The organism is Gottfriedia acidiceleris (assembly GCF_004138285.1).
Taxonomy (GTDB): Bacteria; Bacillota; Bacilli; order Bacillales; family Bacillaceae_G; genus Gottfriedia; species Gottfriedia acidiceleris_A.
The window spans coordinates 223,256-249,326 of record NZ_SCFN01000003.1 but is presented as its reverse complement, the minus strand read 5'-3'; the positions used below and the strand labels follow the sequence as shown (position 1 = coordinate 249,326).

Sequence of the window (26,071 nt, the reverse complement as noted above, 5' to 3'; positions counted from 1 at the left end):
AAACTTTGAATAAAAGGAGAAATTAGCATGTACGTGAAACCACAAATTTTGACTCTTCAAGCATACACACCAGGAAAACCAAGTGAAGTAGTCATGCGTGAATATGGTCTAGACAAAGTAGTAAAACTTGCATCAAATGAAAATCCATTCGGATGTTCTCCTAAAGTTTTTGAAGAACTACGTAATGTAGTAAGTAAGTTTGCGATTTATCCAGATGGAGCGACAGAAGAAATTAGTAATAAACTAGCAAATTTCTTAAATATACAGCCAGATCAATTAATATTCGGAAGTGGTGCTGACGAAGTTATTCAAATGATTAGTCGAGCGTTACTAACGAAGGAACATAATATTGTACAAGCATCTCAAACTTTTTCACAATATGCTCATCACGCAGTTATTGAAGGAGCTGAAGTAAGACCTGTTCCTTTAGTTAACGGTGTACACGATTTAGATGCTATGCTTGCACAAGTAGATGCGAATACTAAAATTGTTTGGATTTGTAATCCAAATAACCCAACAGGTACATATATTGGAAGCCGCAAATTAGTCGAGTTTTTAGAAAAAGTACCAAGTAATACTTTTGTAGTTGTTGACGAAGCTTACGTTGAATATGTATCAGCATCAGATTTCCCTGATACAATCTCATTACTAAATAAATTTGAAAATCTAATCGTTTTAAGAACATTTTCAAAAGCATACGGCCTAGCATCATTCCGAATCGGTTATGGTATCGCAAATAGCAAATTAATTCAAGAATTAAATATTGCTAGACTACCATTCAACACTTCAATGCTATCTCAAGTAGCAGCAATAGCAGCACTTGAAGACCAAGTCTTTATTAAAAACTGTGTTGAACAAAATAAAAAAGGCATGGATCAATACGAAGAGTTTTTCAACAGTTATGGAATCGAATACTATCCATCTCAAGCAAACTTTATATTTGTTCCACTTGAAAACAGTCAAGAAATCTTTAAAGATCTAGAATCAAAAGGATACATTATCCGTGCATTCCCTAATGGAATTCGAATTACAATCGGAACTGCTGCTGAAAATGAAGGACTAATCTTACATTTGAAGCCAGCATTAACGAAAAATACTTCTACAATCTAATTAATTGGAAAATCGTCATTTTTAGAAATGACGATTTTTTGTTTTGTCATTATATAACGGAAATGTAGGTTAGTTTAAGAGATGCTTTATAAAAGGTTAAATGGCAGGATAGTTTAATAAGACAACAAAAAATATGGAAATATATGTTAAAATATTAAATGACAAACCTATAAATTAATTATTATTAAAAGAGGTGAAACTATGAAAAATTTTAGTGCGATTTCGATAATATTATTAATTGTCGGATTGGTTTTGTTTGGAATAATTTATATAATTCAAGGCTTCAACGAACTTATGGCTTTAATTGGTTTTTTATCTATATTATTTGCGGCGGTATGTAGCTTGATAGCAATTTCCAAAAGAGAAAGAGGGAACACTAAGTTTTTTGCAGTAACTTCGTTTTTTTTCATATTTTTATTGATTACTTGGTTTGAACCCTTTCTTATTTTACGTATGCTAACTTGGATTAAAAATTAATTTTTAAATAGCCGAGTAAAATTAAAAAACTTAAAACTTAATAATTACTTATTCAACAAAAGAATGCACAAGTTGAACAACGATCGACTGTTTCGGGGTGGTCTTTTTTGTTGAACTAAATGGTAGTTTAGTTGAAAAAGAATATAAAAAAATAACATAGAAATATATAGATTAAAATGATGTTACCAAGACGGTAATAACGTTTCATCAAATAGTATTAGAATTAGATAAGGGGGGATATGGTTTGGAGAAAAAGACATGGTTAGTGTCAATATTGATGATTATTTTGTTATTTGGTTGTAAACATATTAATAATGACATTTTAGATACATCAAATTTAAAAAAAGTTAAACCAAAGGGAAATCTCACCGAGGAACAATTAAAAACCATACCAGTAAGCTATGAGGCTTCCTCATTAGACGAGGGATTAGATGCACTTCCGTTTAAGGTGAAAATTCCGAATGATATTCCGTTTGATGCTACACCTTTTCTAATTTCTACAATTGATGATGTTAAACATGATGGGAAAAATTTGAGAGTTAGTTTTACATCATTTTCAAAGGATAAAAATGATGAGATTATCTTAATGATTACTGTCCACAATTTTAAAGTAGAGTATAGTGGTTCCAGTGAGAATGTTAAGTTATCAGACGGAGTGATAGGTCAATATTATGGAAATACGCTCACCTTTAAGAAAAAAAACATTTATTATGAAGTTAGTTACAATAACAAAAATATTTCGTCTGAACAGCACAAGAAAGACATTATCAAAATTGCAAATCAAATGTTATAAATAGTTTTTTAATAGTAAAATAAGATCTAAATAATATATCAAGGTGTGTAACTAACGCATGCGTAAGTTGAATTATATAGGGGCTGATTATTCAGCCCCTATTACAATATTAGGAGAAGTTTGTTTTTACCAAGGATTTTAATAAATAATAGTCTTATCATGATTGAAATGGGAAATATAGCGGGTGCTTGGGGAGTAGTTTTTTTACCATTTATTAGAAGTAAATTACCCTTAACCCCCAGTTAAGATTCGAAAGCTTCTGTTTGGTTAAATCCTACCTTTCAGATAGAGGATATCGAATAAACTAATACAGAGCCCCGAAAAATCGAGGCTTTGAGAACAACTGAAAAAAATCCTTTTTTTACATGATTTTTTATTATTATTTTTTAACCACAGGTACCCAAAATTCGCCGTAGAAAGTGCCGTCACCGTTATCTTTGCGATAAGTCGCATTTGGACCGCCAACGTAGGCATAGTCAGTAATTTGGGCCAAGACTTCGCTAAAAGCACGATAAGTTAGCTGATCAAACAATGTTTCCTTATCGCCATTACCTGCGACCACGATGTACTCGCTCTCTGGAAACTCGATGATACGAGTTGCGTCAGTCACTGATTTGCTAGCTTCTACCGCAAAATAATTCCACGGTTTGCCTTGATAAACCTCATTGACCGACCATTCGCGATTGTTTTTTGCAGCGTTTTTGAGCTTATCAAAACGCCCATCAGCCTTTAATCCGCCCCAAAACTCAGCTTTTTCTTTTTGTAAAGCTTTCATGTCTTGAAAATTCGACTGGATTGAAAAACCATAAGCGGTCAATGTGAATGATTTTTTATGTTCAAGTGTGTAAATTGCCATGTGAGTACTCCTTTTTCCAGATTTATCTTCTGAGAGGTCGAGCTCCGCTACAAGATACCAATGAATCCCAAATTGGTCAAGTAAAAAGCCCTCTTTACCACGAAAAGCTTACAGTGAATTCTGCCAAAATGTTCTCAAAAATCAGAGACTTTTGCCCAAAGGGATTCCAGTTCACAATGAATTTAGTGAGTTTTTTCAAGTGTTTTGCCTCTTATATTAGGTCTGTCAAATTTGACAGACCTTTTTTAAAAATTTTGACAAATTTAACGGAGTTTAGCCTTCAATTTTTTTTACACGAAGCCACATTTCGCCGTAGAATTCACCGTTTTCAGCTGCTTTGATGAATGTTGAGTTACCAGGACCAACGTATTTGTAGTCTGTGATTTCTTCCAACATGCCGCTGAAAACCTTGCCTGTGATTTCATCAGCAAGGCGATCTTTGTTTGTGCCTGTGCCAGGCACGACCAGGTAGTCGCCAGCGAGGAAATCGAGAACGACCGCGCCTTCCATGTCGAACTCTCCCATCACGCCAAAGCCGCGCCAAGCCTTGTGGTCGATAACGTAGTTGATTTGATATTCTTGCCCGTCAGCTATCGCTAGAAGTTCAGCTAGCTTGCCATTTTCAGTGATTTCAGCTTTTTTCGCTGCAGTTTTTGCAGCATTACCTGCCCAGTCGTTGTAATCTTCAAGTGAAACACCGAAAGCAGTCATTTTGTAGTTTTCTGAGATAGTTTTGATTGAGTATATAGACATTTTATTCTCTCCTTTGTGGATTTATTTATTACAAGATTGATTCTATTTGCCAAATGTATCAAAAAATGATACTTTTTTTAGAAGATCAAATAAATAAAGTTTTATTAGCTTTTCTCTTGAAAATCTAAAATTTAAATAATTATTAGCTTTTCTCTTGAAAATCTAAAATTTAAATAATTATAAGCTTAATGTAAATAAAGTTTTACTGTCATTACTGATATTTATTTTGCTACATTTTTGCTACAATAAAAATATGAAGAAAATAGAACGAGTGAACCTGATCATGCGCTACATAAATAATCGCGCACATTTTACGATTGCCGAGATTCAGCGAGAGTTCAAGATATCCCGCGCGACGGCGATCCGCGACATTAACGAGATTCAGGCGATGGGATTTCCTCTTACGTCCGAGCTTGGTCGAGGTGGAGGCTACTTTGTCCTGCAAAATCAGTATCTGCCCGCCACCCGTTTCACGCCAGAAGAGCTGAAGGCGATGTTTATCAGCTTTATCGCCTCGAAAAATTCGCAGCTGCCTTATCTGCAAAATCGACGCTCAATCACTGAAAAACTCATCGGTATAGCGTCGCAAACCCAACAAGACGAGCTGATCGAGCTGAATAATATCTTGCTTTTTGAAAATACAAATCCTGCCAATCCGAATCTTTTAGAGCTCGATGATGCTGCGCCAGCTGAGTTGAACAAACTGATTTCTCTTGCTGTACGGGATAAGCATTTGCGGGTGACTTATGAGCTAACTCCTGGCTGGCCGCAGTTGATGGACGTTTTTTTGCTGCATATTTTTAACTCGAACGCTCAGTGGCTGGTCGAGGTTTATGATTTTGATTCAGAGGAGTTTCGTTATTTGCCTGTTGAGATGCTGCGGGATTCGGCAATTTCTGAGCGGGAGATGAAGTGGTCTGAGCAAGATATATTAAACAAAAAACTGCTTTTTGCACGTGAGTCCAATCTTGTTGTGAAGCTTGATACGACTGGGATTCAGCGCTTTAAGCGTATGCACCCGCCTGGGATTATTTTATCATTTACTGGAATGTTTCAATCGAGTGGGATTTTCAATGTTCAGCTGGATATAACCGATGTTGAGGAGCTGGAGTATTATGCGGATTGGCTTTTGTTTTTGGGAAAAGGGGTCGAGTATGAGAGGATTCCTTATGAGCTGCGCGTGATTTTGGAAAAGCGTTTAGACAATTTAAGTTTTCCTTGAGTTTTATCTGAGATTTTTTAAGATTATCTGACTATACTTTCAAAAGGAAGGATTCTAAAATTATATATTTTAATAAATATTTTTGTTTCAACTAACGCATGCAATAGTTGCATAACAAATAGGAGCTGATTGATTGATCAATCAGCTCCTATTTCAGTATTTCTTCTGAACTATTATATATGTGTTTTTTCGATTGAATTAAATTCTTTCTTTAAATAATTTATAAATTTATCATTCATCAAAGAAACTTGTTTATTATTCGATCGAATGAATCCAAAAGGTACGAAGAAACCTAGGTGTTCTTATAGTATTTCTGATTCCATTTGCAGATTCTTTTTTGGGTATTATTCCACTTGGGGTAATTTGCGCTACAAACGTCAATGTTTTCGGATTTTGAAGAAGATATAGAGGATAATTAATATTTTATCATCCCCTATTTCATTATTTGATAATTTAATTACTATACTGTTAAAACTTGAAATGCTTTTCTTAATGCTTCCAATCCATCTTTATATATCCCATTGAATAGATTGATTACATCTTCATCAGTTACTTCCACAGGAGTAAAACTACCAGACCACTCAACAATTGATTGATTACGATCGGAATGTTCTTGAACACGTATTGTCGATTGATAGTTTGTAACTGGGAATGGTGCTTTCATTATTGAGTACGTATAAAAACGCTCTTTATCATTGAATGCTTCAAGACGTTCAACAATTGTATCTCCATCCGGATTTGCCAAACTACGAACACGTCCACCTTCTAATAATTCACTACTTGGGATATATGGTAACCAATCTGGTAGCGAATTGAAACCGCCAATTAATTGCCATACTTTTTCAGGATTTGCAGGAATTTCCATTGTAACGATTGTGTTAGCCATTTTATATCGCTCCATTTATATAGTTATTATTTAATGTCTATTGGTAGTGGTGCATTTTCTGCAACTAGTTTTTGTTCTCTCATTTCGTGCCAGAATGTAGCTGGAATTACTTCATTTAATGCAGCTTGGTCTTCGGCAATTCGCTCTGGTTTACTTGCACCTGGAATGATTGTTGCAACTGCTGGATTTGATATTGAAAATTGAAGGGCTGCAGCTTTCACACTGATACCATGTCTTTGTGCAATTCCTTTGATTTTCTCAACTTTCGCGATCATTTCAGGTGATGCTTTTTGATATTCAAAGTGAGTTCCACCAGCTAGAATACCTGAGCTATATGGACCACCAACGATAATATCAACATTTTGTTTAGCAGCTTCGGGCATTAATCGTTGAAGTGCTCGCTCATGATCCAGAAGTGTATAACGACCAGCTAATAAACTAACATCAGGCTTGTATTCTCCTAATTCTAATGCGATTTCGATCGGTTCTACTTTATTTACACCAAGTCCCCAAGATTTAATAACACCTTCGTCTCGTAATTGAGAAAGTACACGGAAAGCACCAGTGCGAGCAATTTCAAACTGCGCTATCCACTCGTCTCCATAAAAGTCTTTTGCAATATCATGAACATAAACAATGTCTAAACGATCAGTTTTCAAACGATTTAAACTTTGTTCGATTGAACGTAAAGTTGCGTCAGCACTATAATCGTTCACAAGCTTATTCTTACGACCAAATTCAAATACTCCACCTTTTTCACCTAAGTCTCTTGCAGAAACGTCTTCTAGTTCATCAAGAATTAAACGACCAACCTTTGTACTTAAAATATAATCATCACGATTGTATCTTGATAATACTTCTCCTAGACGCATCTCTGCCAGACCTGCACCATAGAGTGGAGCTGTATCAAAGTAACGAATGCCATGATCCCAAGCTGCTACAACAGTTGCGATTGCTTCGTCATCTGGGATGTTACGGAACATATTTCCTAGTGGAGCAGTTCCGAAACCTAGTTTTCCTTTAAATAAGTTTTTCTCTTCCATATAAATCCTCCTATATATACTAATCTTCATGTAAACATGAAGTTAATTTAAATAATGTTGTTAGAGAGTAGTAATTAGGTGATTAATGATGTCATCTAAGGAAACTATTCTCTACAGTTGCTATTATGGAATAAATTAATAAAGAAAAGAAGAACGTACTTTTAAGTGCGATAGTAACTTGTATGTTCTATAGGCACCTTTTGGTTACATATGTATAGGCAGTTTTTTGGGGATCCAAAATCAACATTTTAATTGGCACAATCAATAAAAAACAAGCTAATTACAATATATGGTAATGTTAACTTATTCAATATGTATCAAAAAAGGAGAGGGGATAAATATGAACCTACAAAATTTAAATTTCGATTATAAACAAAAAGAGAAGAAAAATGGCCACCTCCATATTGAATAATTGACAGTATCTCATGCGAATAATCAATTTACCATAAAGGAGAAATTAGTAAAGCTAATAAAGCTGACTGTCAAGTATTAGAAAAAGCAGCTGTTTGGGAAGCAGAAGATATAATAGATAGAATTACAGGCGATGATACATGGACCAATTTTTAAAGAGGAATAAAATCCTAATTGAACTAAAGCATGCATAAGTTGAACAACATGATCGGCAAATAGTCGATTTTTTTTATTGCGCTAAAAAGCAGTTTAGTTGCATTAGGATTATTTGATATTCTGTGAAAAAAGGCGAAATTCCCCCAAATTACATAAGTCGTTAAGTTGATATAATTATCTTAAAAATATTTGAAGGTGGAGTAAATTTGAAACAAATTATATACATACTTCTTTGTATTAGTGTTTTTTCATTACTTTCTGGATGTAATACGGATAACAAGAGTTTTTCAGAAGTGTATCACGGAAATTTAAATGAAATTAGTAAAATTGAAGTTACTAACGGTCAGAATGGGGAGATCTCAGTAATAACAGATCAGAAGGCAATTAAAAACTTTATTAGTGATATTAAAGTTATTAAAGTTACCCAAAATAAAAACACTAATGTAAAGGGATGGTTATACAGTGTTACATTGTATAATCAAGACAAAAAGTTAATGAGTTTCACAACTAGTGAAATAGCAGGAAAGACAAAAAAAGATAATGCAAAATTAGTTAATGCAATTGAAACATTATTAAATCATAAGTAAATTGTATTGACCTAATGCACTGCTTTAGTTAAAGAACACGAGTTAAATCTTTTTTATTAATTTTCCCTATTAAAAAATTTAACAATTAAGTCAGATTCCTTACAAGTTGGAATCTGACTTTTATATTTTAAGCATTATTTATTTTTAGTACTGGCTATATAGAATTTATACTTATATTTCCGAACGAAAAGTTTTACCTAACTGATTTCCGAGACCGAAATAATGACGGAAATTGTATATTAGTGGACTCCATTTATTTGGATCAATATGATTTTCTTCAATGATGATTTCATTATGAGCATGTACATGTAAAACATGTGTCTCAACAATTGCAAAATCAGGTGAATGTTCAGGTATTCGAATGTTTTTTACGATTGCCTCAATTTGAATTGGGCATTCCGTAATTCGTGTAGGTTTTACGGTTTGTGACTCTGTAGCGGTTAATTTACTGATATTGTATTTTTCTTTTTCATATGTAAATCCAATATTTTTCTTAGAATCAGGAACGGGATTTTTTCCTGTATAAGGGGCTAAAAATTCAACATTCTCCCATAATAAAGGGCTAGGTACATTAATTACACATTCAGGATGACGCTGTAAATTTTCAATAGCTTTCCCGCCAAGTCCAATTCCTAATATTATGCAATCTCCTAAAGCCCATGATGAAGACATAGGGCTAATATTAACTGTCCCGTCCTCATTCAACGTATTTAGTAAAATCACAGGTGTTCCATAGTATAGAATTTTAGGTTTAATCAACTTTGTATGACTCATTTTTTTCCTCCTATTATTATGTACTTTAAATTTATTGTAGAATATAAATATTTCAATTATCATCGAAATATGGATTACATAACGGAAGGAGAATGAAAATGAATGCAAATCCTAATGTAGCAGTGGTTGCTACGCTTGTAAGTGAAACTTCACGTGCAGCAATATTAACTGTCCTTTTAGATGGTAGGTTTCATCCTGCAAGCGAACTGGCATATATGGCTGGAATAAAACCACAAACAGCTAGTTTCCATTTAGCAAAATTGGTCGATGCGAAATTAGTTAGCGTAGAAAAACAAGGAAGACATCGTTACTACGGTATTCGAAATCAGGAAGTTGCTCAAATAATGGAGACATTATTATCAATAGCCCCTCCAAGTGAAATTAGGTCTTTAAAACAAGCTTCAGAAAATACAGCAATACGTTTTGCTAGAACATGTTATGATCACCCTGCTGGTAAGTTTGGGGTACAATTAACTGATTCTTTAATTAATCTGGGAGTTATAAACGAAGAAAGGCAAGAATTTATTGTTACGGAAAAAGGAGAGAGATTCTTGACTGATTTTCAAATTGATCTTGAAAAGATTAAGAAGAAGCGTCGATCATTTTCACATAAATGTTTAGATTGGAGTGAAAGACGTTACCACCTTGGTGGAGCATTGGGAAATGCTCTTTTAGAACGGTTTTTAGAATTAAATTGGATTCAACGTATGCCAAAAACAAGAGCATTAAAAATAACATTTGAAGGAAAAAAAGGATTTAAAGAAACATTTTCTTTTGATATCTAAAGTAACAATTTACGAAAATCAACCTGAAAAAGCTGGATGCCCTGATAATACAAGCTCATGCATAAGTAGTACTCCAACTGGCAGTTTAGTCGCAATGCAATTACAGAATATTAATTCTTGAAGAGAATATACTTGTCACAGAAGAATAAATATTAACATATGAAAATGAAAATATAGGTTCAGTGGAAATGGGGATTTAGATATGAAAGAAAGGTCAGAAAAAAGACTTAATGTTCCAGTTGGTTCTAAAAGTGCAATTACTTTTGGTTCTGCTTTAGCCATTTCAATATCTTGGAGTATTCATAAATCAGTTCTCTGGGCAATAATTCATGGGTTTTTTAGTTGGTTTTATGTTATTTATTATGTCTTTACTAGATAAGATTTTTGGTTCAATATTTTACTATAACAGAGGCATTCGTTATTAGAATAAAAACGTTTTTCAGTTTAATAGATTCAAAAAAATTAAAAAATCTTAATGTAAACCCTTTCAAAATTTTTATTTTTCAAAAGGGATTGACAACTTATATCAAATTCATTAAGATGAATAAAAATAAAACGAAAAAGGAGACATGAACATGTTTTTCGCACGCACGAATAATGGGCTACAACATCATCATCCACCCAGGGTTTGAATCTATGGACAAAAATTGACCGTAGATGCAAGCCCTCTTCGTGTTACGAAAAAGGTGCTTGTGTCGTGCCAGAAGGCCATACAGGCATTTAACCTGTATGGCCTTTTTGTTTTTTTAGAAGGGGGAATGTTCAATTGGATGGGAAATTAAAGCAGTCATTAGTCAATTATCGATATAAAAGAAAAATGGAAGATTATGCACTAGAACGAGGATATATCCCATTTCATCCTCAGCTATTTGAAGAGTATGATTCATTTTCGAGTCGAAACCCAAGATTAGCTAGAGAAGACTTAGTTGTTGTTTTAACACGCTTACAGCAAATTTTATTGTTAAGACCTGATTTAACAAGTGCATTGATGAAAGAAATTTATCCGATCGCGCTGAAGGAAGAGAAATGTAAAGTATTTTATCAATCAACAATCTATCGAAATAATGGGGTGGAGCTTGAAGAAATTAATCAATTTGGTATTGAAAATTTAGGGCAAATTACTGAAGCATCTGAAATAGAAATAGTTATTATGGCAATTGATTTATTAAGCAATATTCCTTTTATTTTAGAAATCGGGCATACAGGATTTATCGAAGGATTATTTAAAGAGTGTAATTTAACCGAGTCGCAAAAAAACAAATTGAAAAAGCTAATTTATTTAAAAAACATAGATGAATTAGAACGATTTATTCAGGCAATTAATTTACCGTTTCAAGCTAGAAATGTTTTTGAACAGTTATTTAGTTTACAAGGTAAAGGAGAAAAGCTTCATTCATTACTTAGAAGCTTAGTATTAAATAATGAAATGGAAAATGCTGTTGAAAAGGTAATCAAATTTCAAGAAATTAGTCCAAATATTCTTCTCGATTTATCAATCGTAAATGAATTTGATTATTATGACGGAATCGTTTTTAAAGGGTATTATGATCAGTTAAATAAAGAGGTTTTAAGTGGAGGACGCTATCTTCTGGTGTCTGAAGATTCGGAAAACAGTATTGATGCAATCGGATTTTCGATTGATACAAATGCTTGGATAACATGTCAAATGAGGGATGTAAAGTGAGTTGGCTAACAGTAGCAGTTGCAAAAGGAAGACTTGAAGATGAGGTTATTAAAATATTAAGTCAGTCTGGTTACCGAAAAGTAATTGATTCTAAAACTAGAAAACTAATTTTCGAAGATGAGTTACACAAAATTAAATATTTAGTAGTGAAACCTGTGGATGTCGCTACATATGTTGAACGAGGTGTTTGCGATCTTGGTTTTGTAGGAAAAGACATTCTGCTAGAACAAGAGAAAGATGTATATGAGTTGATGGATTTAGAACTTGGAAAATGCATTTTTGCAGCAGCGGGTTTTCCAGGTACGTTAATTGATCGAGGTGATGAAACGTTAAGAGTTGCCACAAAATATCCAAATATTACTTCAAAGTATTTTCAGTTTAGGCAAAATATTGAACTTATTTATTTAAACGGTTCTGTTGAATTAGCACCAATTGTAGGAATGTCAGATATTATTGTTGATTTAGTAGAAACAGGTAGTACTTTAAAGGCAAATGGATTAGTCATCTTAGAAGAAATGATTCCGATCAGTGCTAGAGTGATTTCAAATCGTGTAAGTTATCGATTTAACTATTTCCGTATTACTGAATTTATAGAAAAAATTAAGAAGGGTAGGAACATATATGCTGGAAATTTTATCGATTAATCATAAAAGCGAAAAACTTGAAAATATTATCAGCCGAACGAATTTACCCACTGTTGAGATCACAAAAAGCGTAGAAAAGATTTTATTAAATGTGAAAGAAAATGGAGATGAAGCTGTTCGCAGATATTCTTTAATTTATGATGAGGTCAAACTTAAAAGCTTTGAAGTAAGTGAAGATGAGTTTAATGAGGCTCTAGAACAAACTGATGAAAATTTAGTAAATGCATTGATTGAAGCTAAGAAAAATATAGAGACATATCATGAAAAGCAACTGCAAGATGGTTATAAAATAAATGAAAAAAATTCATACGTTCAACAATTAATTAATCCGATTGAAAGAGTTGGTGTGTATATACCAGGTGGAAAAGCAGCGTACCCATCAACAGTTTTAATGAATGTGATTCCAGCAAAAATAGCAGGAGTGAATGAAATTGTCATTGTAACGCCACCAAATAAAGAAGGAAAAATTAAACCCTCCATTCTAGTAGCTGCGAAATTAGCTGGTGTTACAAAGGTATTAAAAATTGGTGGAGCGCAAGCAATTGGGGCACTGGCTTATGGAACTGAAACAATTGAAAAAGTAGATAAAATAGTTGGTCCTGGCAATATTTATGTGGCACTTGCTAAGAAAAGTGTTTCAGGAATAGTAGGAATTGATATGGTTGCAGGTCCAACTGAGGTTGTCATATTAGCAGATGAAACAGCCAATCCAAGATTTATTGCTGCTGACTTAATGGCACAAGCAGAGCATGATGAAATGGCATCTAGTATTGTTATTACGAATTCAGAAGAGTTTGCATTAAAAATACAGCAAGAAATACCAAACTTATTAGAAGAACAACCAAGAAGAGAAATTATTAAAAGCTCATTCGAAAATTATGGAGCCATTATTGTCGTGAAAACAATCGAGGAAGGAATTGAGCTTGTTAATAAGCTAGCGCCTGAACATCTTGAAGTAATGATAAAAAATCCAGAGTCAATCGTTCATAAAGTTAAAAATGCAGGTGCTATTTTTTTAGGAGACTATACTCCAGAGCCTGTTGGCGATTACTTTGCGGGAACGAATCATACATTACCGACTAGTGGAACTGCAAGATTTACTTCGCCATTAAATGTAAATGATTTTCAAAAGAAAACATCTGTAGTTTTTTATAATAAGGCTGCCTTAAGTGAAGCAAGAAAACATATTGAAGTAATCGCAGAAGAAGAAGGACTATTTGGTCATGGTAAAGCAATTAGTATTCGATTTGAGGAGGATTCAAAGTGAGAACTGCAATGATATCAAGACAAACAAATGAAACAAATATTCGTTTGACATTAAATTTAGATGGTGACGGAGAAAATACTATTCAAACTGGTATTGGTTTTTTAGATCATATGTTAACGCTATTTTCATTCCATAGCGGAATAAACTTAGAAGTATTTTGTGAGGGTGATCTTGAAGTAGATGATCATCACACAACAGAGGATGTTGGTATCGCATTAGGTAAAGCCTTATTAATTGCATTAGACGAAAAAGTTGGCATTAATCGTTACGGTTCTTGCTATATTCCAATGGATGAAACGCTAGCAAGAGTTGTAGTCGATTTTAGTGGTAGGCCGTATCTTGTTTATAATGATCGAACGGTAAGAGAACGAATTGGAATGATTGATACACAGAATTTTAAAGAATTTTTTAAAGCATTAAGCTCTGAAGCTAGAATGAATTGTCATATGGAAGTTTTATATGGGGAAAATGATCATCACAAAATTGAAGCTTTATTTAAAGCATTTGGCAGAGCGGTTAAACAAGCAGTTGAAGTAACTTCGACTAAATTACCTTCCACGAAAGGAATGTTATAAGTGAATATTATTATTGATTATGGTGTAGGTAATTTAGATTCACTAAAAAGAGCATGTGAAGAAATTGATTTTCCTGTAGTAATTACGAATGTAATTGAAGTGATTGAGCAAGCTTCTTCTATTATTCTACCAGGTGTTGGGGCATATGAAGCAGCGATGAACGAATTAAATCGACTTGGTTTAGTAGATTGTATAAAGACAAAGGCAAAAAGCGGTACTCCGATTTTAGGAATTTGCCTGGGAATGCAATTACTATATGAATTTAGTGAAGAAAACTTCGGGTCGAATGGGCTTGGCTTAATTAAAGGTCAAGTAAAGCGTATTCCTGACATTGTAAAAGTTCCACATATGGGCTGGAACAAGTTAAATTTTACTAAACAGGAATCATTATTAAAATATGTAAATGAAGGCGAATATGTCTATTTTGTACACTCATTTTATATTAGTTCAATAAATGATGAACTTTTAGCTTATTCCGAATATGGGGTTAAGATACCAGCAATTATTAAATCCGATAATATTTACGGAATGCAATTTCATCCTGAAAAAAGTGCAGAAACAGGTCTGAATTTATTAAAAGCATTTAAGGAGATGTGTTTATATGATTCTATATCCAGCAATTGATTTAAAGGACGGTAATTGTGTTCGCCTTGAGCAAGGAGATTTTAATAAGAAAGTAATTTATAAGAGTTCACCACTTGAAGTTGCGTTAGATTTTGAAAAAGCAGGTGCAAAAGTATTGCATATTGTTGATTTAGATGGAGCAAGAACTGGAGAACGGAAAAATGCTTCAATTATAAAAGAAATCGTTCAAAACACGAATTTAAACATTCAGTTAGGTGGAGGAATAAGATCGCTTGATTCGATTTCGTTCTGGTTAGAATTAGGTGTTGAAAAAGTAATTTTAGGTACAGCTGCAATTAATAATAGACAACTTTTAGAACAAGCTGTTTTAAAATACGGTGATCGAATCATTGTAGGAGTAGATGCAAAAAACAGTTTTGTAGCCATAAATGGATGGGAAGAGTCGACAAATCAAAATAGCTATGAATTTTGTAAACAACTAGAATTACTCGGTGTGAAAACAGTCGTATACACTGATATATCAAAAGACGGCATGTTAAGTGGACCGAATGTAGAAGCATATAAAAGATTAGCTGAAGAAACAAATTTAAATATTATCGCTTCAGGTGGAGTGAGCTCGATCAATGACCTGATGTCACTTCTAAGGTTAAATATTTACGGTGCGATTTCTGGTAAAGCATTATATGAAGGAAAATTTACAGTTGAGGAGGCACTTAAATGCTTGCAAGAAGAATTATACCGTGCTTAGACGTTCGTAATGGACGAGTCGTGAAAGGAAAACAGTTTTCAAGTATTCAAGATGTTGACTCACCTATGAAACTAGGAAAATATTATAGTGATAATGGTGCTGACGAACTAGTATTTTATGATATTACGGCCTCAAATGAAGAAAGAGATATATCATTGAAATTTGTTTCTGAAGTGGCGAAGGAATTGCGTATTCCGTTCAGTGTTGGAGGTGGAGTACGTTCGATTGATGATTTTACAAAACTATTAAGAAATGGAGCCGATAAAGTATCAATTAATTCTGCCGCGATTTTAAATCCGAATTTAATTAAAGAAGCATCTGATCGTTTTGGATCGCAATGTGTTGTGCTTTCAATTGATGCAAAGTTAAATAAAGATGGCAATTATAAAGTGTTTATAAATGGTGGTCGGAAAGAGACTGAATGGGATGCGATTGATTGGGCTAAGAAAGGCGTGGAGCTTGGAGCGGGTGAAATTGTCTTAAATAGTATTGATGAAGATGGTATGAAAAGAGGTTTTGATATCCGGCTGCTGCAAAAAATTACAAATGCAGTTAATGTGCCGGTTATCGCATCTGGTGGCGCTGGTAAAGTCGAACACTTTTATGATGCGATTGAATATGCAAACGTTGATGGAGTTTTAGCTGCATCAGTATTCCATTTTGGAGAGATCAAAATTAGTGAATTAAAAGACTATTTAAATGAAAAAAATATTCAAGTTCGACTATAGGAGGAGAAAACATGTTTTTTGATATCGAAAAAATTCGCTTTAATGAACAAGGATTAGTACCAGCAATTGTGCAAGATATTGATACGAAAGAAGTATTAATGCTGGCATATATGAATAATGAATCAATTAAACTCACACTTGATACTGGATTTGCGACATTTTATAGTAGAAGTCGTAGGTCAATTTGGAAAAAAGGGGAAACATCGGGGAATCTTCAATATGTCAAATCGATTTCTTATGATTGTGACCAAGATTCAATTTTACTACAGGTTGAACAAGTAGGAGTAGCTTGCCACACAGGAAGTTACAGTTGTTTTTCCGAAAAATTAACTTTAATGCAAGAAAAAGATATTGTTCAGAATGAATCATTAAGTTATTTGCCAAATCTTTATGAAACGATACGAGAACGAAAAGAGAATCCGATTGAGGGATCTTATACAACATATTTATTTAATCAAGGTATTGATAAGATATTGAAAAAAGTAGGCGAAGAGACAAGTGAAGTAATTATTGGAGCTAAGAATGAAGGAACTGAAGAATTAATTTATGAAATTAGCGATCTTGTCTATCACACAATTGTTTTAATGGTGGAAAAAGGAATAAAACTTGAAGAGATAAACAATTGCTTAATAAATAGGAAGGAGAAAGTAAAATCTTGAAAATTGATGGGCACACGCATACACATTATTGTCCGCACGGAAGTGGTGATGACGTACAATTAATGATCGAAAAAGCGATAGAACTTGGGTTCGATGAATACCATATCACTGAACATACACCAGTACCATCATCATTTCAAAACTGCTTAAAGCCAAATGATGCAGTTGCTTCGCTTGCGATGTCTGAAAATGAATTAGACGAATATATTAACGAAATGTATAAAGTAAGAGATCAGTATAAGGATCGAATTCGTATAAAAATTGGATTTGAATACGATTATTTACCAAGTGAATCAGTATGGTTTAAAAACTTTTTAAAAGAATACGGTAAATATTGTGACACAGGACTTTTATCAGTCCATTACTTAGAAGGAATAAATGGATGGCATTGTATAGATTATAAAGCTGAAGATACTCTTTCTGGTTTAGTAAATTACTATGGGAGTGCAGAAGCGTTTCAACTTGCTTATTACGATGTAGTAAAACAGTCAATAGTTGATGATTTAGGTCCATTTAAACCAAAAAGAATAGGTCATATGACTTTATGCAATAAATTTAAGCAATTTTTGAAATGTGATGATACAGAAAAAATACTAAATAAACAAGTTGAACTATTAAAGCTAGTAAAAGAAAAAAAATATATTTTAGACTATAATACAGCAGGATTATTTAAAGAGTATTGTGGTGAAACATATCCACCAAACCATGTCGTTGAAATCGCGAATGCATTAAATATAGAGTTAATGTATGGATCAGATTCTCATAGTGTAAAAGACGTTGGAAGAGGATATGAGGTTTATTCTTCAAATAGTAAAAAATCTTGCTGACGATTAAGTGATATTAAAAAGAGGAAACTGATCTGTTAGGTCATATGAGTAAGTAATTTACACCAACTTGCTAATTAACTAACTCATGAACCTCTTAAGAGTAACTAATTTTAATCTTTTTGCTTTTTTACTAACCCATGAACATTTTATGATTATGTATTATTTCAACACGCTGACGATAAATTGATAAATTATTGTCAACGTGTTGAAATATATTGTAGTCAATATTGAAAAATACTAATAATAAATGAATATCTATGAAAAAATAGTCTATTTATTATTGTTTTATCTGTCATCTTATTGATAAACACTGATTTTGGTTGATTTATAAAGGTTTTAACTAACTTGCAAAAATTATAATATCTTGTTTTTTGACGATCAATATTTGTAAAGATGTGTAAGTCGTCATCAGAAGTTATTTCAATTGACTATTCCATTGTTTTTAAGATTATTATTTTTTTATAAAGAACTTGATTGGAACGAAAGGGGGCTCGACTCCTATGGGAGAAGCGGGAAGGCTAAAGACCCCACAGGCGGCGCCGAGGAGGCTCAGGTCTCGCCCCATGGAAAGCGAGAACCCTGTAGTGGAAATCAATATGACACAACTTACTTATCAATGATGAATCCAACAATTTAATTGAAAAATTCTATTTTCAACAGCATGACGATAAATTGATAATTTATCGTTTTTTTTGTGATAATTTTCTTGAAAAAATGAAATTCCCCCAAATTACAAAAATCAAACGTTGATGTATAATTAAGAAAAATTAGAAATTTTTTCTAAATATAGTTTATATAAAGGGAGAATTTGAATGTCAAATATTATTTGGGTCGTATTAGGGGCTTTATTAATGAGTACGATTGATTATTTGATGTTTCATTTTGGACTTGTTAATACCGAGTATCAAAGATGGGACTGGTTTGAAAAACGAACAAAGTTTCAAAAAATTAGTGTACTTTCTAGTGTGTTTTTAGTTTTATTTGTACTTCACTTTGTAACTTCATAGTTAATGCTACTAAGAGAGTCATGGTTGTGACTCTTTTTTGTTTTTAAAGAAGTATCTTCGGCTAATTTCTAAAAGGTTCATCCCAAAATTCTAAATGTTAAAAGAAAGTTAAAAAATAAAAGGTAAAAATAGCCATTTGTTGAATAAATAAACAGTGGTGACCTCAATATGAATCAATCGTTATAATTTAGTTTAAATTTAGTCCTACTTTTTTAATGACAGTTTTAATAGTTATGAGGAGACTTTACAGAAGTAATTTCTAAAATTATTAAAGTTTAAAGAAGGAGGAAATTTTTTTGAATCGAAAAGAATTGTTTTTAAACGTATTAGACAAAACATTTGATAAGGAAAGTTGGTTTGCGCCTCTAAAAGGTGCAATTGAAGGAATTACAGCTGAACAAGCTGGTTGGAGACCAACAGGGGAAGCAACGAAATCAATTTGGGAAAACGTCAATCACCTCCTTTATTACAAAGAGAGGCTTGTAGCAAATCTAGAAGGTAGAGAGTGGACAAAAAATCTAGACGGTGACCAAACCTTTTTTCTTACTGAACAATCGAATGAAGAAAACGAATGGAAGAAAGTAGTTGAACGTTTGGAAAATACTAGTTTTAGTTTAAGACAGCTATTGAGTAATATGACAGATGAGGAACTGGTGAGTAATTCTTTTGAAGTCAAACTAATGGATCTATTACTTCATGATGCTTACCATACAGGACAAATTATTCAAATTAGAAAAATGCAAGGATCGTGGCCATCACATCGTTGACATAACCTACCTGAGGCAGCTTAAAGCTGTCTTTTTTGTTTATAACACTAAGAGGTTGAAATACGTGGGATTAGAAATTGGATATTAATAATCGATTATATTATTATTTCAACCGTAATGAATTTGGAGGAGAAAAAATGAGAAAAAGATTACGAAAAAAAAAGATCAAATGAATGGGAATGGTTTTTGAGTAAAGGTGTTATATGAATGTAAAATATCTGGAAATCCTTCACAAGAAAAAATCGATGATGATTATGGTAGCGACGATCATAATACATTTGAGGAAAGCATTTTTCTTATAAAAGCAACTTCGCAGGAAGAAGCATATCTAATTGGTGAAAAAGAAGCGATAAAAAATGAAGTAGATTACTTAAATCAATATGATCAAACAGGAATGGAAGTTCATAAGATTAATCGATTGCTTTAATTTATCTGATAAAAAACTTCAAACAGGTACTAAAACTTATTCCCGATTTATAAGAGTTCCGCATGAATTACCGAAAGAAAAGGTTAATTCATATAATGACCTCGATTTAATTCATGATAAAGAAGTCGGCAATTAGGCTGAGAAAACCATATTTTAAAGGAGAAATTATCATGTTTAGTTATAAAATTGAAGAAAACTTACAATTAAAGTTATTAACTCTACAAGATGCAGAAGAGTTATACAAATTAACAATCAATTCTATGGAACATTTAAAAGAATGGTTACCATTAATAGCAAATAATAAAAAACTTGAGGATACAGAGAATTTTATAAAATCAACAATGAAACAATTTGCTGAAAACAATGGATTTCAAGCTGGTATTTGGTCAAAATCAAAACTTGTGGGGGTTATCGGGTTCCATAAAATTGATTGGTCAAATAAGTCGACTAGTATCGGTTATTGGCTAGGAAAGGGGTTTGAAGGATCAGGCATAATGACAAAAGCTTGTCATGCATTTGTTAATTATGCATTAACAGGTCTATTGCTAAATCGGGTTGAGATTCGTGCTGCTGTTGAAAATACAAAAAGCCGTGCTATACCTGAGAGGCTAGGATTCTTTCAAGAAGGTCGTATAAGGAAAGCCGAATGGTTGTATGATCATTATGTAGATCACATCGTTTATGGGATGTTAGCTGAAGATTGGGTTTCATTAAAGAAATAATGTTAATTTCATATCAATGAACTTTTTTTCTTGCATGAAAAGTATTAATACTTCAAATACTTCATTTGAAAGGACTTACTAATTATTTTTGTATAGTGAATAATTACTCATAATGGCTTGTCTAGCGTGATGATATTAACTGCATGTAAGAAAAGGAGAATATCAATGCATTGGTATGAAAAACTAAATCAGTATTTTCCAGTTGAAGAAATGAAATCAAGAGAACATATGGAAACTTTATTGAAAGAGCGGTCAGATATTTACCATAAAGATGAAGGTCCACATCATGTTTTAATGTATGCGGAACTGGATGATTTTGTATTTATCGATTACTTGTTCGTTTCTAAAGATGCCCGTGGGCAGGGTCTTGGCTATAAACTGCTTGATAAGCTAAAGAAGAAGGGCAAACCGATTATTTTAGAGGTTGAACCAGTTAATTATGAAGATACAGATACAGAAAAAAGGCTACGTTTTTATAAAAGAGAAGGTTTTGAGCATGCTCAGTCGATTGGATATAACAGACGCTCACTAGCTACTCAAGAAATAAACCCTATGGAGATTTTGTACTGGTCTCCAAATAATGAGGGTGAAGAAATGATTTTTAAAGCGATGAAAAAAACATATAATATGATTCATACATATAGGGATACCCATTTTTACGGTGAACCTTATCAGCCAGTAGAGGAAGTTTTAACCTTTGGAGAAAATAATAGCAATCAAAATCTCTTAGAAGACATATAAAAATGTTAAATCAAAAACGACTGATTACTCAGTCGTTTTTTCTAATTAAACACCCATACGTTTGCGTTGATTGTTTGGCTTTTTAGAAATTTGATTCTTTTTCGTCATATCTTTAACAGCATTTACTCCATTATTTTGATTAGAGTTTTGCTGTTTTTTGCTAGCCAACTTTTGTTTCATTAATTCCTGAAGACTAACTTTTTTTGGTTCATTTGTATTTTCACTCATAAATTTAGTTTCCTCCAATTTTATCATACTTTTATAATGACTTGTTGAAGGAAAATTAGCAAGTACATTTAAAAGAATTAAAAGTTCTATTAGCTTTCTTTTTCTGTATTTTTCTTATGAAATTCTTCCATTTTTTTACTCTTTGAATAAGCAGATTCCTCAGAATGTCCAAATTGATCTACAGAACTTTTCTGTGGACCTTTGTTTGTATGTCCTTTAGCCATGTTTAACCCTCCTTTTTATTATTATGTGCTTAAATTCCTTGAATAATCTTTTATTTAAAATGGGAATCTATTTATGATAATTGGATTAGGAGGAAGCAAAATGACAAGTAAAAATGGCAGCAAAGGAAGTAAAAATCAAAACGCACCAGAACTTCATGGACAAGAACCTACTAGTGGCGATAACACAAAAGGAAACGTTTATCGCTCTAAAAAAGGCAGTAAATCCAAAAATGAATTACATTAATATTTATTAAATAAAAAAGAGCTTGGATTCTCCCAAGCTCTAATTTTGTTCAGTCTTGAACATGAAATCCTTCTTCATCTAAATATTCACAAGCTTCACCGTAGCTATTGAATGTACCATCAAGATTTTCTCCTGCGTAAACATTCCACATGTCCATTTCTGAAACTAATTTTAGGATTTGTCCATTAGAATTAACCCAAATTTCTTCTACTTCTTCATCTTCTTCAAAAATTGGTTCGAATGATAGGCTCTCAATTGATTTAGTAAGTACTGTACGAAGTTCGTCTTCAGTAAATTCTCTTATATTTACCATACCTTTTTCGTTTGTTTTGTACCCCTTAATACCTTCAGCATATACAAAGCCGTTCCCATTAGGATGTAAATGGTAAACAACATTCTTTCTTTCTTTTAAACTTTCTTCATACTGGAAATTTGTACGCCCAAGTGAGACGGGCTTTTTAGTTAATTCTGGAAATGATTCAATGATCGCAAGTTTTTCTTCGTAAGTTAGCATAATGCCTCCAAATAAATATTATTTTTCCTATGTTTTGTATGTAACGTAACAAATATAACAAAAATCTTTTGAAAATGACATAGAATTGTCACAATTTCGGCTACTCTAATTTGGTAAAATGATAATGCTGTATAAATTTTACAAATTTTTTTTGGCAAATTTTTGGACTTAATTTGATTTTATTATACATAGTAGGTGATAACATGACAGTAAAAGTGAAAGTAAAAGAACAATTTATTACAAAACAATTTTATAAATCGTACTTAAATGAAAATGAAAACATTAAACATCCTATTGCAGTATTAGCTGACCTTTACAGAGAACAAAATGATGATATGGATCTTTCATCGATCCGATTTGCACAAGGTGAAGTTTATTTTGAAAATAAAGATTTTGAATCTGCAGTTTTCAAATGGGAAAAAGTTGGAAACCAGTTAAGCGATTGGGCAAAGAAAAATATTGCTGATTCTTATTATGAAATTGGTGCATATGAAACAGCAGAAAAGCTATATAAAGAAGTTAAAACAGATAGTAGTACGTTGACATCTGAAATATTCTTAAATTTATTCTCACTTTATATCGATGTTTCGAAATACGAGGAAGCAGATCGTATTATTAAAGAAGCAGTAAAATATAATCCTGATTATCCGAACGTAACAAGAATTGCACGTAATTTTTATGAAAAACATCACGATTGGAATAGTGCTGTAGCTCTAGCTTCAGATGAATCAATTCGTACAGAAGATTTAAAATGGTTTATTGTATTAAAAGAATATATTATAAATGGTGTAACAAAAGAAATGGCACCAAGTTATTTTGTGCAACCGTTACTATCATTGGCTAAAGTCGATCTTGAGCATTTTGAATTAATGGTAGAAGCACTTTGGAATAGTTACAGAGAACAATCAGTTTATGTTAATTGGTTACAAACGTTCAATGATATGTTATTCCAAATCAACGTTGAGACAGGTGTGAAGTGGAATCGTTTGCCATCAATCTATTCAATGACATACGAAGAATTAGTTGAAGGTGAATATTTTGTAGCTCAACTTGAGGAAGTGATGCCAAGCTTCTTAACAAATTGGTTACGTATTACCGATATTAAAGGAGCAGTTTTAGCAACGACTGCAACACTTGCTTGGGATCGTTTATTCCCAGGCCGTATTGATTATCAAATTGTTGCTGACGCAGAAATGGCATTTGAACAATTATTGAAAACACCTGATTGTTTTGAAATTGGAAAAGAATTATTTGAAAACATCCTACAATGGTCTGCTTTAAATGAAATAGAAGTTGGAGACCGTTTTGAGTGGTGGACAAGTAAATTAACTCAATTTGAAAATACAACAATGCTTGTGGCAGGTACATCCGGTAACGGTAAATCTTCATTTGTTAACTCACTTTTAGGTGAGAAAATGATGGGTTCTTCTACGACAATGCCAGTATTATTTGAACAAAATAGTGAATCAGATATTATCGTATTTTCGAAGGAAGGAAATACACAGCTTGCTGAATTTGCAGATTTTTACGATTTAACAACAGTTGAAAATAATCTGTTAAAAGGTGATGAATTAGTATACTATAAATTACCAAATTCATTTTTAGAAAAGCATCGCCTATCAATCATTGACACACCTGGAATTGATGGGAACCAGGTTAATACAAAAGCATTATTCCAATCTGTAAAACTTGCAGATCGTCTTGTTTATGTTTTAAATGCTACTGCACCTTATACAGAAAACGAACGATCTTTACTAGTTAAAATTCATAAAGAATTACCAACTCTACCGATTCACTTTATTTTAAATAAGATGGATTCTATTTATAGTAAAGAAGAAATTGATCGAGTTCGCGCTGAAATCCAAGCGAAAATTAGTCTAGATTTCCCTAGCGCTCAAGTATTACCTTATTCTTCAATTTATAATAATCAAGATCAATTTAAAGATTTAGAATTATTTATAGAGAATAACGTTCTATCAACTGAAGCAAATTCTAAACAAACAGAGAAATTATTATTAGCTATTCGCAAATTAATTAATTTCCTATTAGAAAAACGAGTTGAGAAAGAAGACGAACTACGTGCTAATATTGAATGGAATGAAGTTCTTGATGACAAATTAAATGGTCTATTACATTCTTTAAAAGATAAAGAAATGGAACATTTAAATACAATTAAAAGCTCGTATCGTGAATTAAAAGACGAATTAAAATATGACCTGAAGCTAAGTATTCCTGGTTTACTAAAAGAATGTAAAGAGTTAATCAAAGAAGATAGTGATTTCGGTACAATTCTTGAAACGCTAAACGAAGAGATGAATCTTCGAATTGGTGAGTATGTAAGAGAAAATACTCTACCAAAACTAAATGAAGCTCTTCAAAACTGGATTAAAGAATCAGGTGTTTTATTAGAAGGTACTCAAAGCTACTTAACTGAAATGAGTGATTCTTTAAATGAGTACATTGGAAATGAATATTTAAATCTTGAGTGTGATTTTAAAGTATTAGATGACTGGCGCCGTGATGCTGATCGAATGACTTCTATGACTCAGCTAGATGACATGAATATTTTATTAAATTCATCACCATCTCAATTTATCTTAAAAAGCTCAGGAATCTTATTAGGTTTACTGCCACAAAATAAATCAAAGCTTGTTGCTCAATATCAAAAGTATGTTGATAATGTCAACTATGATGATGTAACATCAGATTTATCAACGAAGTTTTTCCTACAATTTGAAATGTTTGAAAAAACTTTACCAAGAGATTTATCAATGTTCCTACATGCTCCATTTGAGCAAATCCACGAACTAGTTGATGAAACAAGAGTAGCAATTTCTAACTATAATCAAATTTTAGAAGATATGAAATTAAATCCAAGTATTTACTTTGATCCGATTACATTCTTCACAGTAAGATTAAGACAATTAGAATTTTTAACATTACGTTAATAATAAGGAAAGAGTGTGCTAAATGGCACACTCTTTTTTCTTTTTAACTATGCAATTATTTATAAAGCCAGTATTTCATTCAACTATTCCTCTGTATCTTCTTCAAACGGAATATGTACAACGATTGTTTGGTAGCCCTCTTTAATTTTTACATAGCCACCCCATGGGATTTGTAGTATTAAAAAGGCTCCTTTAGTATCAATTGAAAAATGTGCAATTTTTTCATGTTCTTCATCAAGCAATAGTACTTCTCTTTCATTTCCAACAGTCCGAATTCCAGGGTGGCAGTGAATTTGAATTTTCCAGTTGCCTAGTCTACTTAATAAGAAATGACTCATAAAATAGATCACCTTCTATCATTTAGTGTCTTCAAAACGAACTAATGAAACTTATTGGGAAAACAATACGAAATAACAGGTGAGGCCATCATTAAAATAATTCTATTCTAAAGAATGGTAACTTAAAACTATTTAGAAATTTTCGAAATATATTTCTTACTCATTAAGGTTTCATGAGTGAGAAAAAAGTGAAAAAAATTGAGATAGAAGAGTTCATAAGTAAGTAAAAATGCTAAAGTATTAGAATTATTAACTCATAGGGGGTTGGCTGACAAGTTCTTTGCAGAAAGTATGTCCGAAAATTTAGGATACAGGCTAACTCTTTTTTTTGTTCTTCAACT

The 26,071-nt window shown here is 32.5% G+C and carries 32 protein-coding genes; 23 read left to right on the top strand and 9 right to left on the bottom strand.

The genetic code is table 11. The features are described from left to right. The first annotated feature begins 27 nt into the window (after positions 1-27). The 3 genes from hisC to EP747_RS06435 all read left to right on the top strand — a co-directional run bounded on the left by hisC (position 28) and on the right by EP747_RS06435 (position 2,380). Positions 28-1,110, top strand: coding sequence for a histidinol-phosphate transaminase (gene hisC / locus EP747_RS06445; RefSeq protein ID WP_129689059.1), 1,083 nt, complete (start codon positions 28-30; stop codon positions 1,108-1,110). 201 nt (positions 1,111-1,311) lie between these two features. Next, positions 1,312-1,587 (top strand): hypothetical protein, encoded by a 276-nt coding sequence (locus EP747_RS06440; protein WP_129689058.1) that lies wholly within the window; start codon positions 1,312-1,314, stop codon positions 1,585-1,587. Between the two features lie 244 nt (positions 1,588-1,831). After that, positions 1,832-2,380 carry a hypothetical protein gene (locus EP747_RS06435; protein ID WP_129689057.1) on the top strand — a complete coding sequence of 183 codons (549 nt, stop codon included), beginning with the start codon at positions 1,832-1,834 and terminating at the stop codon, positions 2,378-2,380. Between the two features lie 379 nt (positions 2,381-2,759). Here EP747_RS06435 and EP747_RS06430 read toward each other — a convergent pair whose 3' ends face one another. After that, positions 2,760-3,236, bottom strand: a complete 477-nt coding sequence (locus tag EP747_RS06430; RefSeq protein WP_129689056.1) for a GyrI-like domain-containing protein — start codon at positions 3,234-3,236, stop codon at positions 2,760-2,762. Between the two features lie 273 nt (positions 3,237-3,509). Further along, positions 3,510-3,989 carry a hypothetical protein gene (locus EP747_RS06425; RefSeq protein WP_129689055.1) on the bottom strand — a complete coding sequence of 160 codons (480 nt, stop codon included), beginning with the start codon at positions 3,987-3,989 and terminating at the stop codon, positions 3,510-3,512. Positions 3,990-4,242: 253 nt separating this feature from the next. Between EP747_RS06425 and EP747_RS06420 the strand changes: the two genes are divergently transcribed. Further along, positions 4,243-5,211: a helix-turn-helix transcriptional regulator gene (locus EP747_RS06420; RefSeq protein WP_268895586.1), complete on the top strand. Its 969-nt coding sequence runs from the start codon at positions 4,243-4,245 to the stop codon at positions 5,209-5,211. A gap of 460 nt (positions 5,212-5,671) precedes the next feature. On the opposite strand, the gene EP747_RS06415 is transcribed toward EP747_RS06420, so the two are convergent. Both EP747_RS06415 and EP747_RS06410 read right to left on the bottom strand, forming a co-directional pair. Next, positions 5,672-6,097: an SRPBCC family protein gene (locus tag EP747_RS06415; RefSeq protein WP_129689053.1), complete on the bottom strand. Its 426-nt coding sequence runs from the start codon at positions 6,095-6,097 to the stop codon at positions 5,672-5,674. Between the two features lie 26 nt (positions 6,098-6,123). After that, a complete protein-coding gene (locus tag EP747_RS06410) occupies positions 6,124-7,140 on the bottom strand; it encodes an aldo/keto reductase (RefSeq protein ID WP_129689052.1) in 1,017 nt (338 codons plus the stop codon). Positions 7,141-7,913: 773 nt separating this feature from the next. Here EP747_RS06410 and EP747_RS06405 point away from each other — a divergent pair. Beyond that, on the top strand, positions 7,914-8,294 hold the full coding sequence (locus EP747_RS06405) for a hypothetical protein (RefSeq protein ID WP_165346889.1): 381 nt from the start codon (positions 7,914-7,916) through the stop codon (positions 8,292-8,294). A gap of 171 nt (positions 8,295-8,465) precedes the next feature. Here EP747_RS06405 and EP747_RS06400 read toward each other — a convergent pair whose 3' ends face one another. Next, positions 8,466-9,068 (bottom strand): flavin reductase family protein, encoded by a 603-nt coding sequence (locus tag EP747_RS06400; protein WP_129689050.1) that lies wholly within the window; start codon positions 9,066-9,068, stop codon positions 8,466-8,468. A gap of 98 nt (positions 9,069-9,166) precedes the next feature. On the opposite strand from EP747_RS06400, the gene EP747_RS06395 reads away from it, so the two are divergent. From EP747_RS06395 to EP747_RS06325, 16 genes are all read left to right on the top strand, one after another. Then, the gene (locus EP747_RS06395; protein ID WP_129689049.1) at positions 9,167-9,853 is read left to right on the top strand and encodes an ArsR/SmtB family transcription factor; all 687 of its coding nucleotides are present in this window, start codon (positions 9,167-9,169) and stop codon (positions 9,851-9,853) included. Positions 9,854-10,055: 202 nt separating this feature from the next. Further along, a complete protein-coding gene (locus EP747_RS24180; protein WP_165346863.1) occupies positions 10,056-10,232 on the top strand; it encodes a hypothetical protein in 177 nt (58 codons plus the stop codon). 387 nt (positions 10,233-10,619) lie between these two features. Then, positions 10,620-11,537: an ATP phosphoribosyltransferase regulatory subunit gene (locus EP747_RS06390; RefSeq protein WP_129689048.1), complete on the top strand. Its 918-nt coding sequence runs from the start codon at positions 10,620-10,622 to the stop codon at positions 11,535-11,537. Beyond that, entirely contained in the window at positions 11,534-12,181 is a 648-nt protein-coding gene (hisG, locus tag EP747_RS06385) for an ATP phosphoribosyltransferase (RefSeq protein WP_129689047.1), read from the top strand. The genes EP747_RS06390 and hisG overlap by 4 nt, the downstream gene beginning before the upstream one ends. Continuing rightward, on the top strand, positions 12,162-13,448 hold the full coding sequence (hisD, locus tag EP747_RS06380; protein ID WP_205753812.1) for a histidinol dehydrogenase: 1,287 nt from the start codon (positions 12,162-12,164) through the stop codon (positions 13,446-13,448). Before hisG ends, hisD begins: the two co-directional genes overlap by 20 nt. Next, positions 13,445-14,023: an imidazoleglycerol-phosphate dehydratase HisB gene (hisB, locus tag EP747_RS06375; RefSeq protein ID WP_328590708.1), complete on the top strand. Its 579-nt coding sequence runs from the start codon at positions 13,445-13,447 to the stop codon at positions 14,021-14,023. The genes hisD and hisB overlap by 4 nt, the downstream gene beginning before the upstream one ends. Beyond that, the gene (gene hisH / locus EP747_RS06370; RefSeq protein WP_129689045.1) at positions 14,024-14,647 is read left to right on the top strand and encodes an imidazole glycerol phosphate synthase subunit HisH; all 624 of its coding nucleotides are present in this window, start codon (positions 14,024-14,026) and stop codon (positions 14,645-14,647) included. Next, positions 14,625-15,356, top strand: a complete 732-nt coding sequence (hisA, locus tag EP747_RS06365; RefSeq protein ID WP_129689044.1) for a 1-(5-phosphoribosyl)-5-[(5-phosphoribosylamino)methylideneamino]imidazole-4-carboxamide isomerase — start codon at positions 14,625-14,627, stop codon at positions 15,354-15,356. The genes hisH and hisA overlap by 23 nt, the downstream gene beginning before the upstream one ends. Continuing rightward, entirely contained in the window at positions 15,326-16,084 is a 759-nt protein-coding gene (gene hisF, locus EP747_RS06360) for an imidazole glycerol phosphate synthase subunit HisF (protein ID WP_129689043.1), read from the top strand. The genes hisA and hisF overlap by 31 nt, the downstream gene beginning before the upstream one ends. Positions 16,085-16,095: 11 nt before the next feature. Further along, on the top strand, positions 16,096-16,743 hold the full coding sequence (gene hisIE, locus EP747_RS06355) for a bifunctional phosphoribosyl-AMP cyclohydrolase/phosphoribosyl-ATP diphosphatase HisIE (RefSeq protein ID WP_129689042.1): 648 nt from the start codon (positions 16,096-16,098) through the stop codon (positions 16,741-16,743). Next, the gene (gene hisJ / locus EP747_RS06350) at positions 16,740-17,570 is read left to right on the top strand and encodes a histidinol-phosphatase HisJ (protein ID WP_129689041.1); all 831 of its coding nucleotides are present in this window, start codon (positions 16,740-16,742) and stop codon (positions 17,568-17,570) included. Before hisIE ends, hisJ begins: the two co-directional genes overlap by 4 nt. A gap of 812 nt (positions 17,571-18,382) precedes the next feature. Next, on the top strand, positions 18,383-18,577 hold the full coding sequence (locus tag EP747_RS06345) for a hypothetical protein (RefSeq protein ID WP_129689040.1): 195 nt from the start codon (positions 18,383-18,385) through the stop codon (positions 18,575-18,577). A 296-nt stretch (positions 18,578-18,873) separates the two neighbouring features. Further along, positions 18,874-19,344 carry a DinB family protein gene (locus EP747_RS06340; RefSeq protein ID WP_129689039.1) on the top strand — a complete coding sequence of 157 codons (471 nt, stop codon included), beginning with the start codon at positions 18,874-18,876 and terminating at the stop codon, positions 19,342-19,344. Positions 19,345-19,540: 196 nt separating this feature from the next. Beyond that, positions 19,541-19,771, top strand: a complete 231-nt coding sequence (locus EP747_RS06335; RefSeq protein ID WP_129689038.1) for a DUF4288 domain-containing protein — start codon at positions 19,541-19,543, stop codon at positions 19,769-19,771. A gap of 170 nt (positions 19,772-19,941) precedes the next feature. After that, positions 19,942-20,493, top strand: a complete 552-nt coding sequence (locus EP747_RS06330) for a GNAT family N-acetyltransferase (protein WP_129689037.1) — start codon at positions 19,942-19,944, stop codon at positions 20,491-20,493. Between the two features lie 165 nt (positions 20,494-20,658). Next, the gene (locus tag EP747_RS06325; protein WP_129689036.1) at positions 20,659-21,234 is read left to right on the top strand and encodes a GNAT family N-acetyltransferase; all 576 of its coding nucleotides are present in this window, start codon (positions 20,659-20,661) and stop codon (positions 21,232-21,234) included. Positions 21,235-21,279: 45 nt separating this feature from the next. Here the strand turns inward: EP747_RS06325 and EP747_RS06320 are convergent, their stop codons facing one another. Beyond that, the gene (locus EP747_RS06320; RefSeq protein ID WP_129689035.1) at positions 21,280-21,462 is read right to left on the bottom strand and encodes a hypothetical protein; all 183 of its coding nucleotides are present in this window, start codon (positions 21,460-21,462) and stop codon (positions 21,280-21,282) included. An 89-nt stretch (positions 21,463-21,551) separates the two neighbouring features. Next, the gene (locus EP747_RS25075; protein WP_255294764.1) at positions 21,552-21,686 is read right to left on the bottom strand and encodes a hypothetical protein; all 135 of its coding nucleotides are present in this window, start codon (positions 21,684-21,686) and stop codon (positions 21,552-21,554) included. Between the two features lie 100 nt (positions 21,687-21,786). Here EP747_RS25075 and EP747_RS06315 point away from each other — a divergent pair, with 100 nt between their 5' ends. Further along, complete coding sequence (locus EP747_RS06315) at positions 21,787-21,930, top strand: imidazoleglycerol-phosphate dehydratase (RefSeq protein ID WP_129689034.1); 144 nt, start codon at positions 21,787-21,789, stop codon at positions 21,928-21,930. 49 nt (positions 21,931-21,979) lie between these two features. Here the strand turns inward: EP747_RS06315 and EP747_RS06310 are convergent, their stop codons facing one another. Continuing rightward, positions 21,980-22,444 carry a hypothetical protein gene (locus EP747_RS06310; RefSeq protein ID WP_129689033.1) on the bottom strand — a complete coding sequence of 155 codons (465 nt, stop codon included), beginning with the start codon at positions 22,442-22,444 and terminating at the stop codon, positions 21,980-21,982. Between the two features lie 203 nt (positions 22,445-22,647). Here EP747_RS06310 and EP747_RS06305 point away from each other — a divergent pair, with 203 nt between their 5' ends. Further along, complete coding sequence (locus EP747_RS06305; RefSeq protein WP_129689032.1) at positions 22,648-25,392, top strand: dynamin family protein; 2,745 nt, start codon at positions 22,648-22,650, stop codon at positions 25,390-25,392. Between the two features lie 83 nt (positions 25,393-25,475). Here the strand turns inward: EP747_RS06305 and EP747_RS06300 are convergent, their stop codons facing one another. Further along, complete coding sequence (locus EP747_RS06300) at positions 25,476-25,730, bottom strand: hypothetical protein (RefSeq protein ID WP_129689031.1); 255 nt, start codon at positions 25,728-25,730, stop codon at positions 25,476-25,478. Between the last annotated feature and the right edge of the window lie 341 nt (positions 25,731-26,071).

Excerpts from the sequence above, each read along its gene's own strand:
- hisIE (WP_129689042.1), top strand. The coding sequence starts at position 16,096 with ATGTTTTTTGATATCGAAAAAATTCGCTTTAATGAACAAGGATTAGTA.
- EP747_RS06325 (WP_129689036.1), top strand. The coding sequence starts at position 20,659 with ATGCATTGGTATGAAAAACTAAATCAGTATTTTCCAGTTGAAGAAATG.
- EP747_RS06305 (WP_129689032.1), top strand. The coding sequence starts at position 22,648 with ATGACAGTAAAAGTGAAAGTAAAAGAACAATTTATTACAAAACAATTT.
- EP747_RS06310 (WP_129689033.1), bottom strand. The coding sequence starts at position 22,444 with ATGCTAACTTACGAAGAAAAACTTGCGATCATTGAATCATTTCCAGAA.
- hisF (WP_129689043.1), top strand. The coding sequence starts at position 15,326 with ATGCTTGCAAGAAGAATTATACCGTGCTTAGACGTTCGTAATGGACGA.
- EP747_RS06415 (WP_129689053.1), bottom strand. The coding sequence starts at position 6,097 with ATGGCTAACACAATCGTTACAATGGAAATTCCTGCAAATCCTGAAAAA.
- EP747_RS06345 (WP_129689040.1), top strand. The coding sequence starts at position 18,383 with ATGTCAAATATTATTTGGGTCGTATTAGGGGCTTTATTAATGAGTACG.
- hisA (WP_129689044.1), top strand. The coding sequence starts at position 14,625 with ATGATTCTATATCCAGCAATTGATTTAAAGGACGGTAATTGTGTTCGC.
- EP747_RS06400 (WP_129689050.1), bottom strand. The coding sequence starts at position 9,068 with ATGAGTCATACAAAGTTGATTAAACCTAAAATTCTATACTATGGAACA.
- hisC (WP_129689059.1), top strand. The coding sequence starts at position 28 with ATGTACGTGAAACCACAAATTTTGACTCTTCAAGCATACACACCAGGA.
- EP747_RS06425 (WP_129689055.1), bottom strand. The coding sequence starts at position 3,989 with ATGTCTATATACTCAATCAAAACTATCTCAGAAAACTACAAAATGACT.
- EP747_RS06320 (WP_129689035.1), bottom strand. The coding sequence starts at position 21,462 with ATGAGTGAAAATACAAATGAACCAAAAAAAGTTAGTCTTCAGGAATTA.
- EP747_RS06300 (WP_129689031.1), bottom strand. The coding sequence starts at position 25,730 with ATGAGTCATTTCTTATTAAGTAGACTAGGCAACTGGAAAATTCAAATT.
- EP747_RS06440 (WP_129689058.1), top strand. The coding sequence starts at position 1,312 with ATGAAAAATTTTAGTGCGATTTCGATAATATTATTAATTGTCGGATTG.
- EP747_RS06430 (WP_129689056.1), bottom strand. The coding sequence starts at position 3,236 with ATGGCAATTTACACACTTGAACATAAAAAATCATTCACATTGACCGCT.
- EP747_RS24180 (WP_165346863.1), top strand. The coding sequence starts at position 10,056 with ATGAAAGAAAGGTCAGAAAAAAGACTTAATGTTCCAGTTGGTTCTAAA.
- EP747_RS06395 (WP_129689049.1), top strand. The coding sequence starts at position 9,167 with ATGAATGCAAATCCTAATGTAGCAGTGGTTGCTACGCTTGTAAGTGAA.
- EP747_RS06420 (WP_268895586.1), top strand. The coding sequence starts at position 4,243 with ATGAAGAAAATAGAACGAGTGAACCTGATCATGCGCTACATAAATAAT.
- EP747_RS06410 (WP_129689052.1), bottom strand. The coding sequence starts at position 7,140 with ATGGAAGAGAAAAACTTATTTAAAGGAAAACTAGGTTTCGGAACTGCT.
- EP747_RS06315 (WP_129689034.1), top strand. The coding sequence starts at position 21,787 with ATGACAAGTAAAAATGGCAGCAAAGGAAGTAAAAATCAAAACGCACCA.
- EP747_RS06330 (WP_129689037.1), top strand. The coding sequence starts at position 19,942 with ATGTTTAGTTATAAAATTGAAGAAAACTTACAATTAAAGTTATTAACT.
- EP747_RS25075 (WP_255294764.1), bottom strand. The coding sequence starts at position 21,686 with ATGGCTAAAGGACATACAAACAAAGGTCCACAGAAAAGTTCTGTAGAT.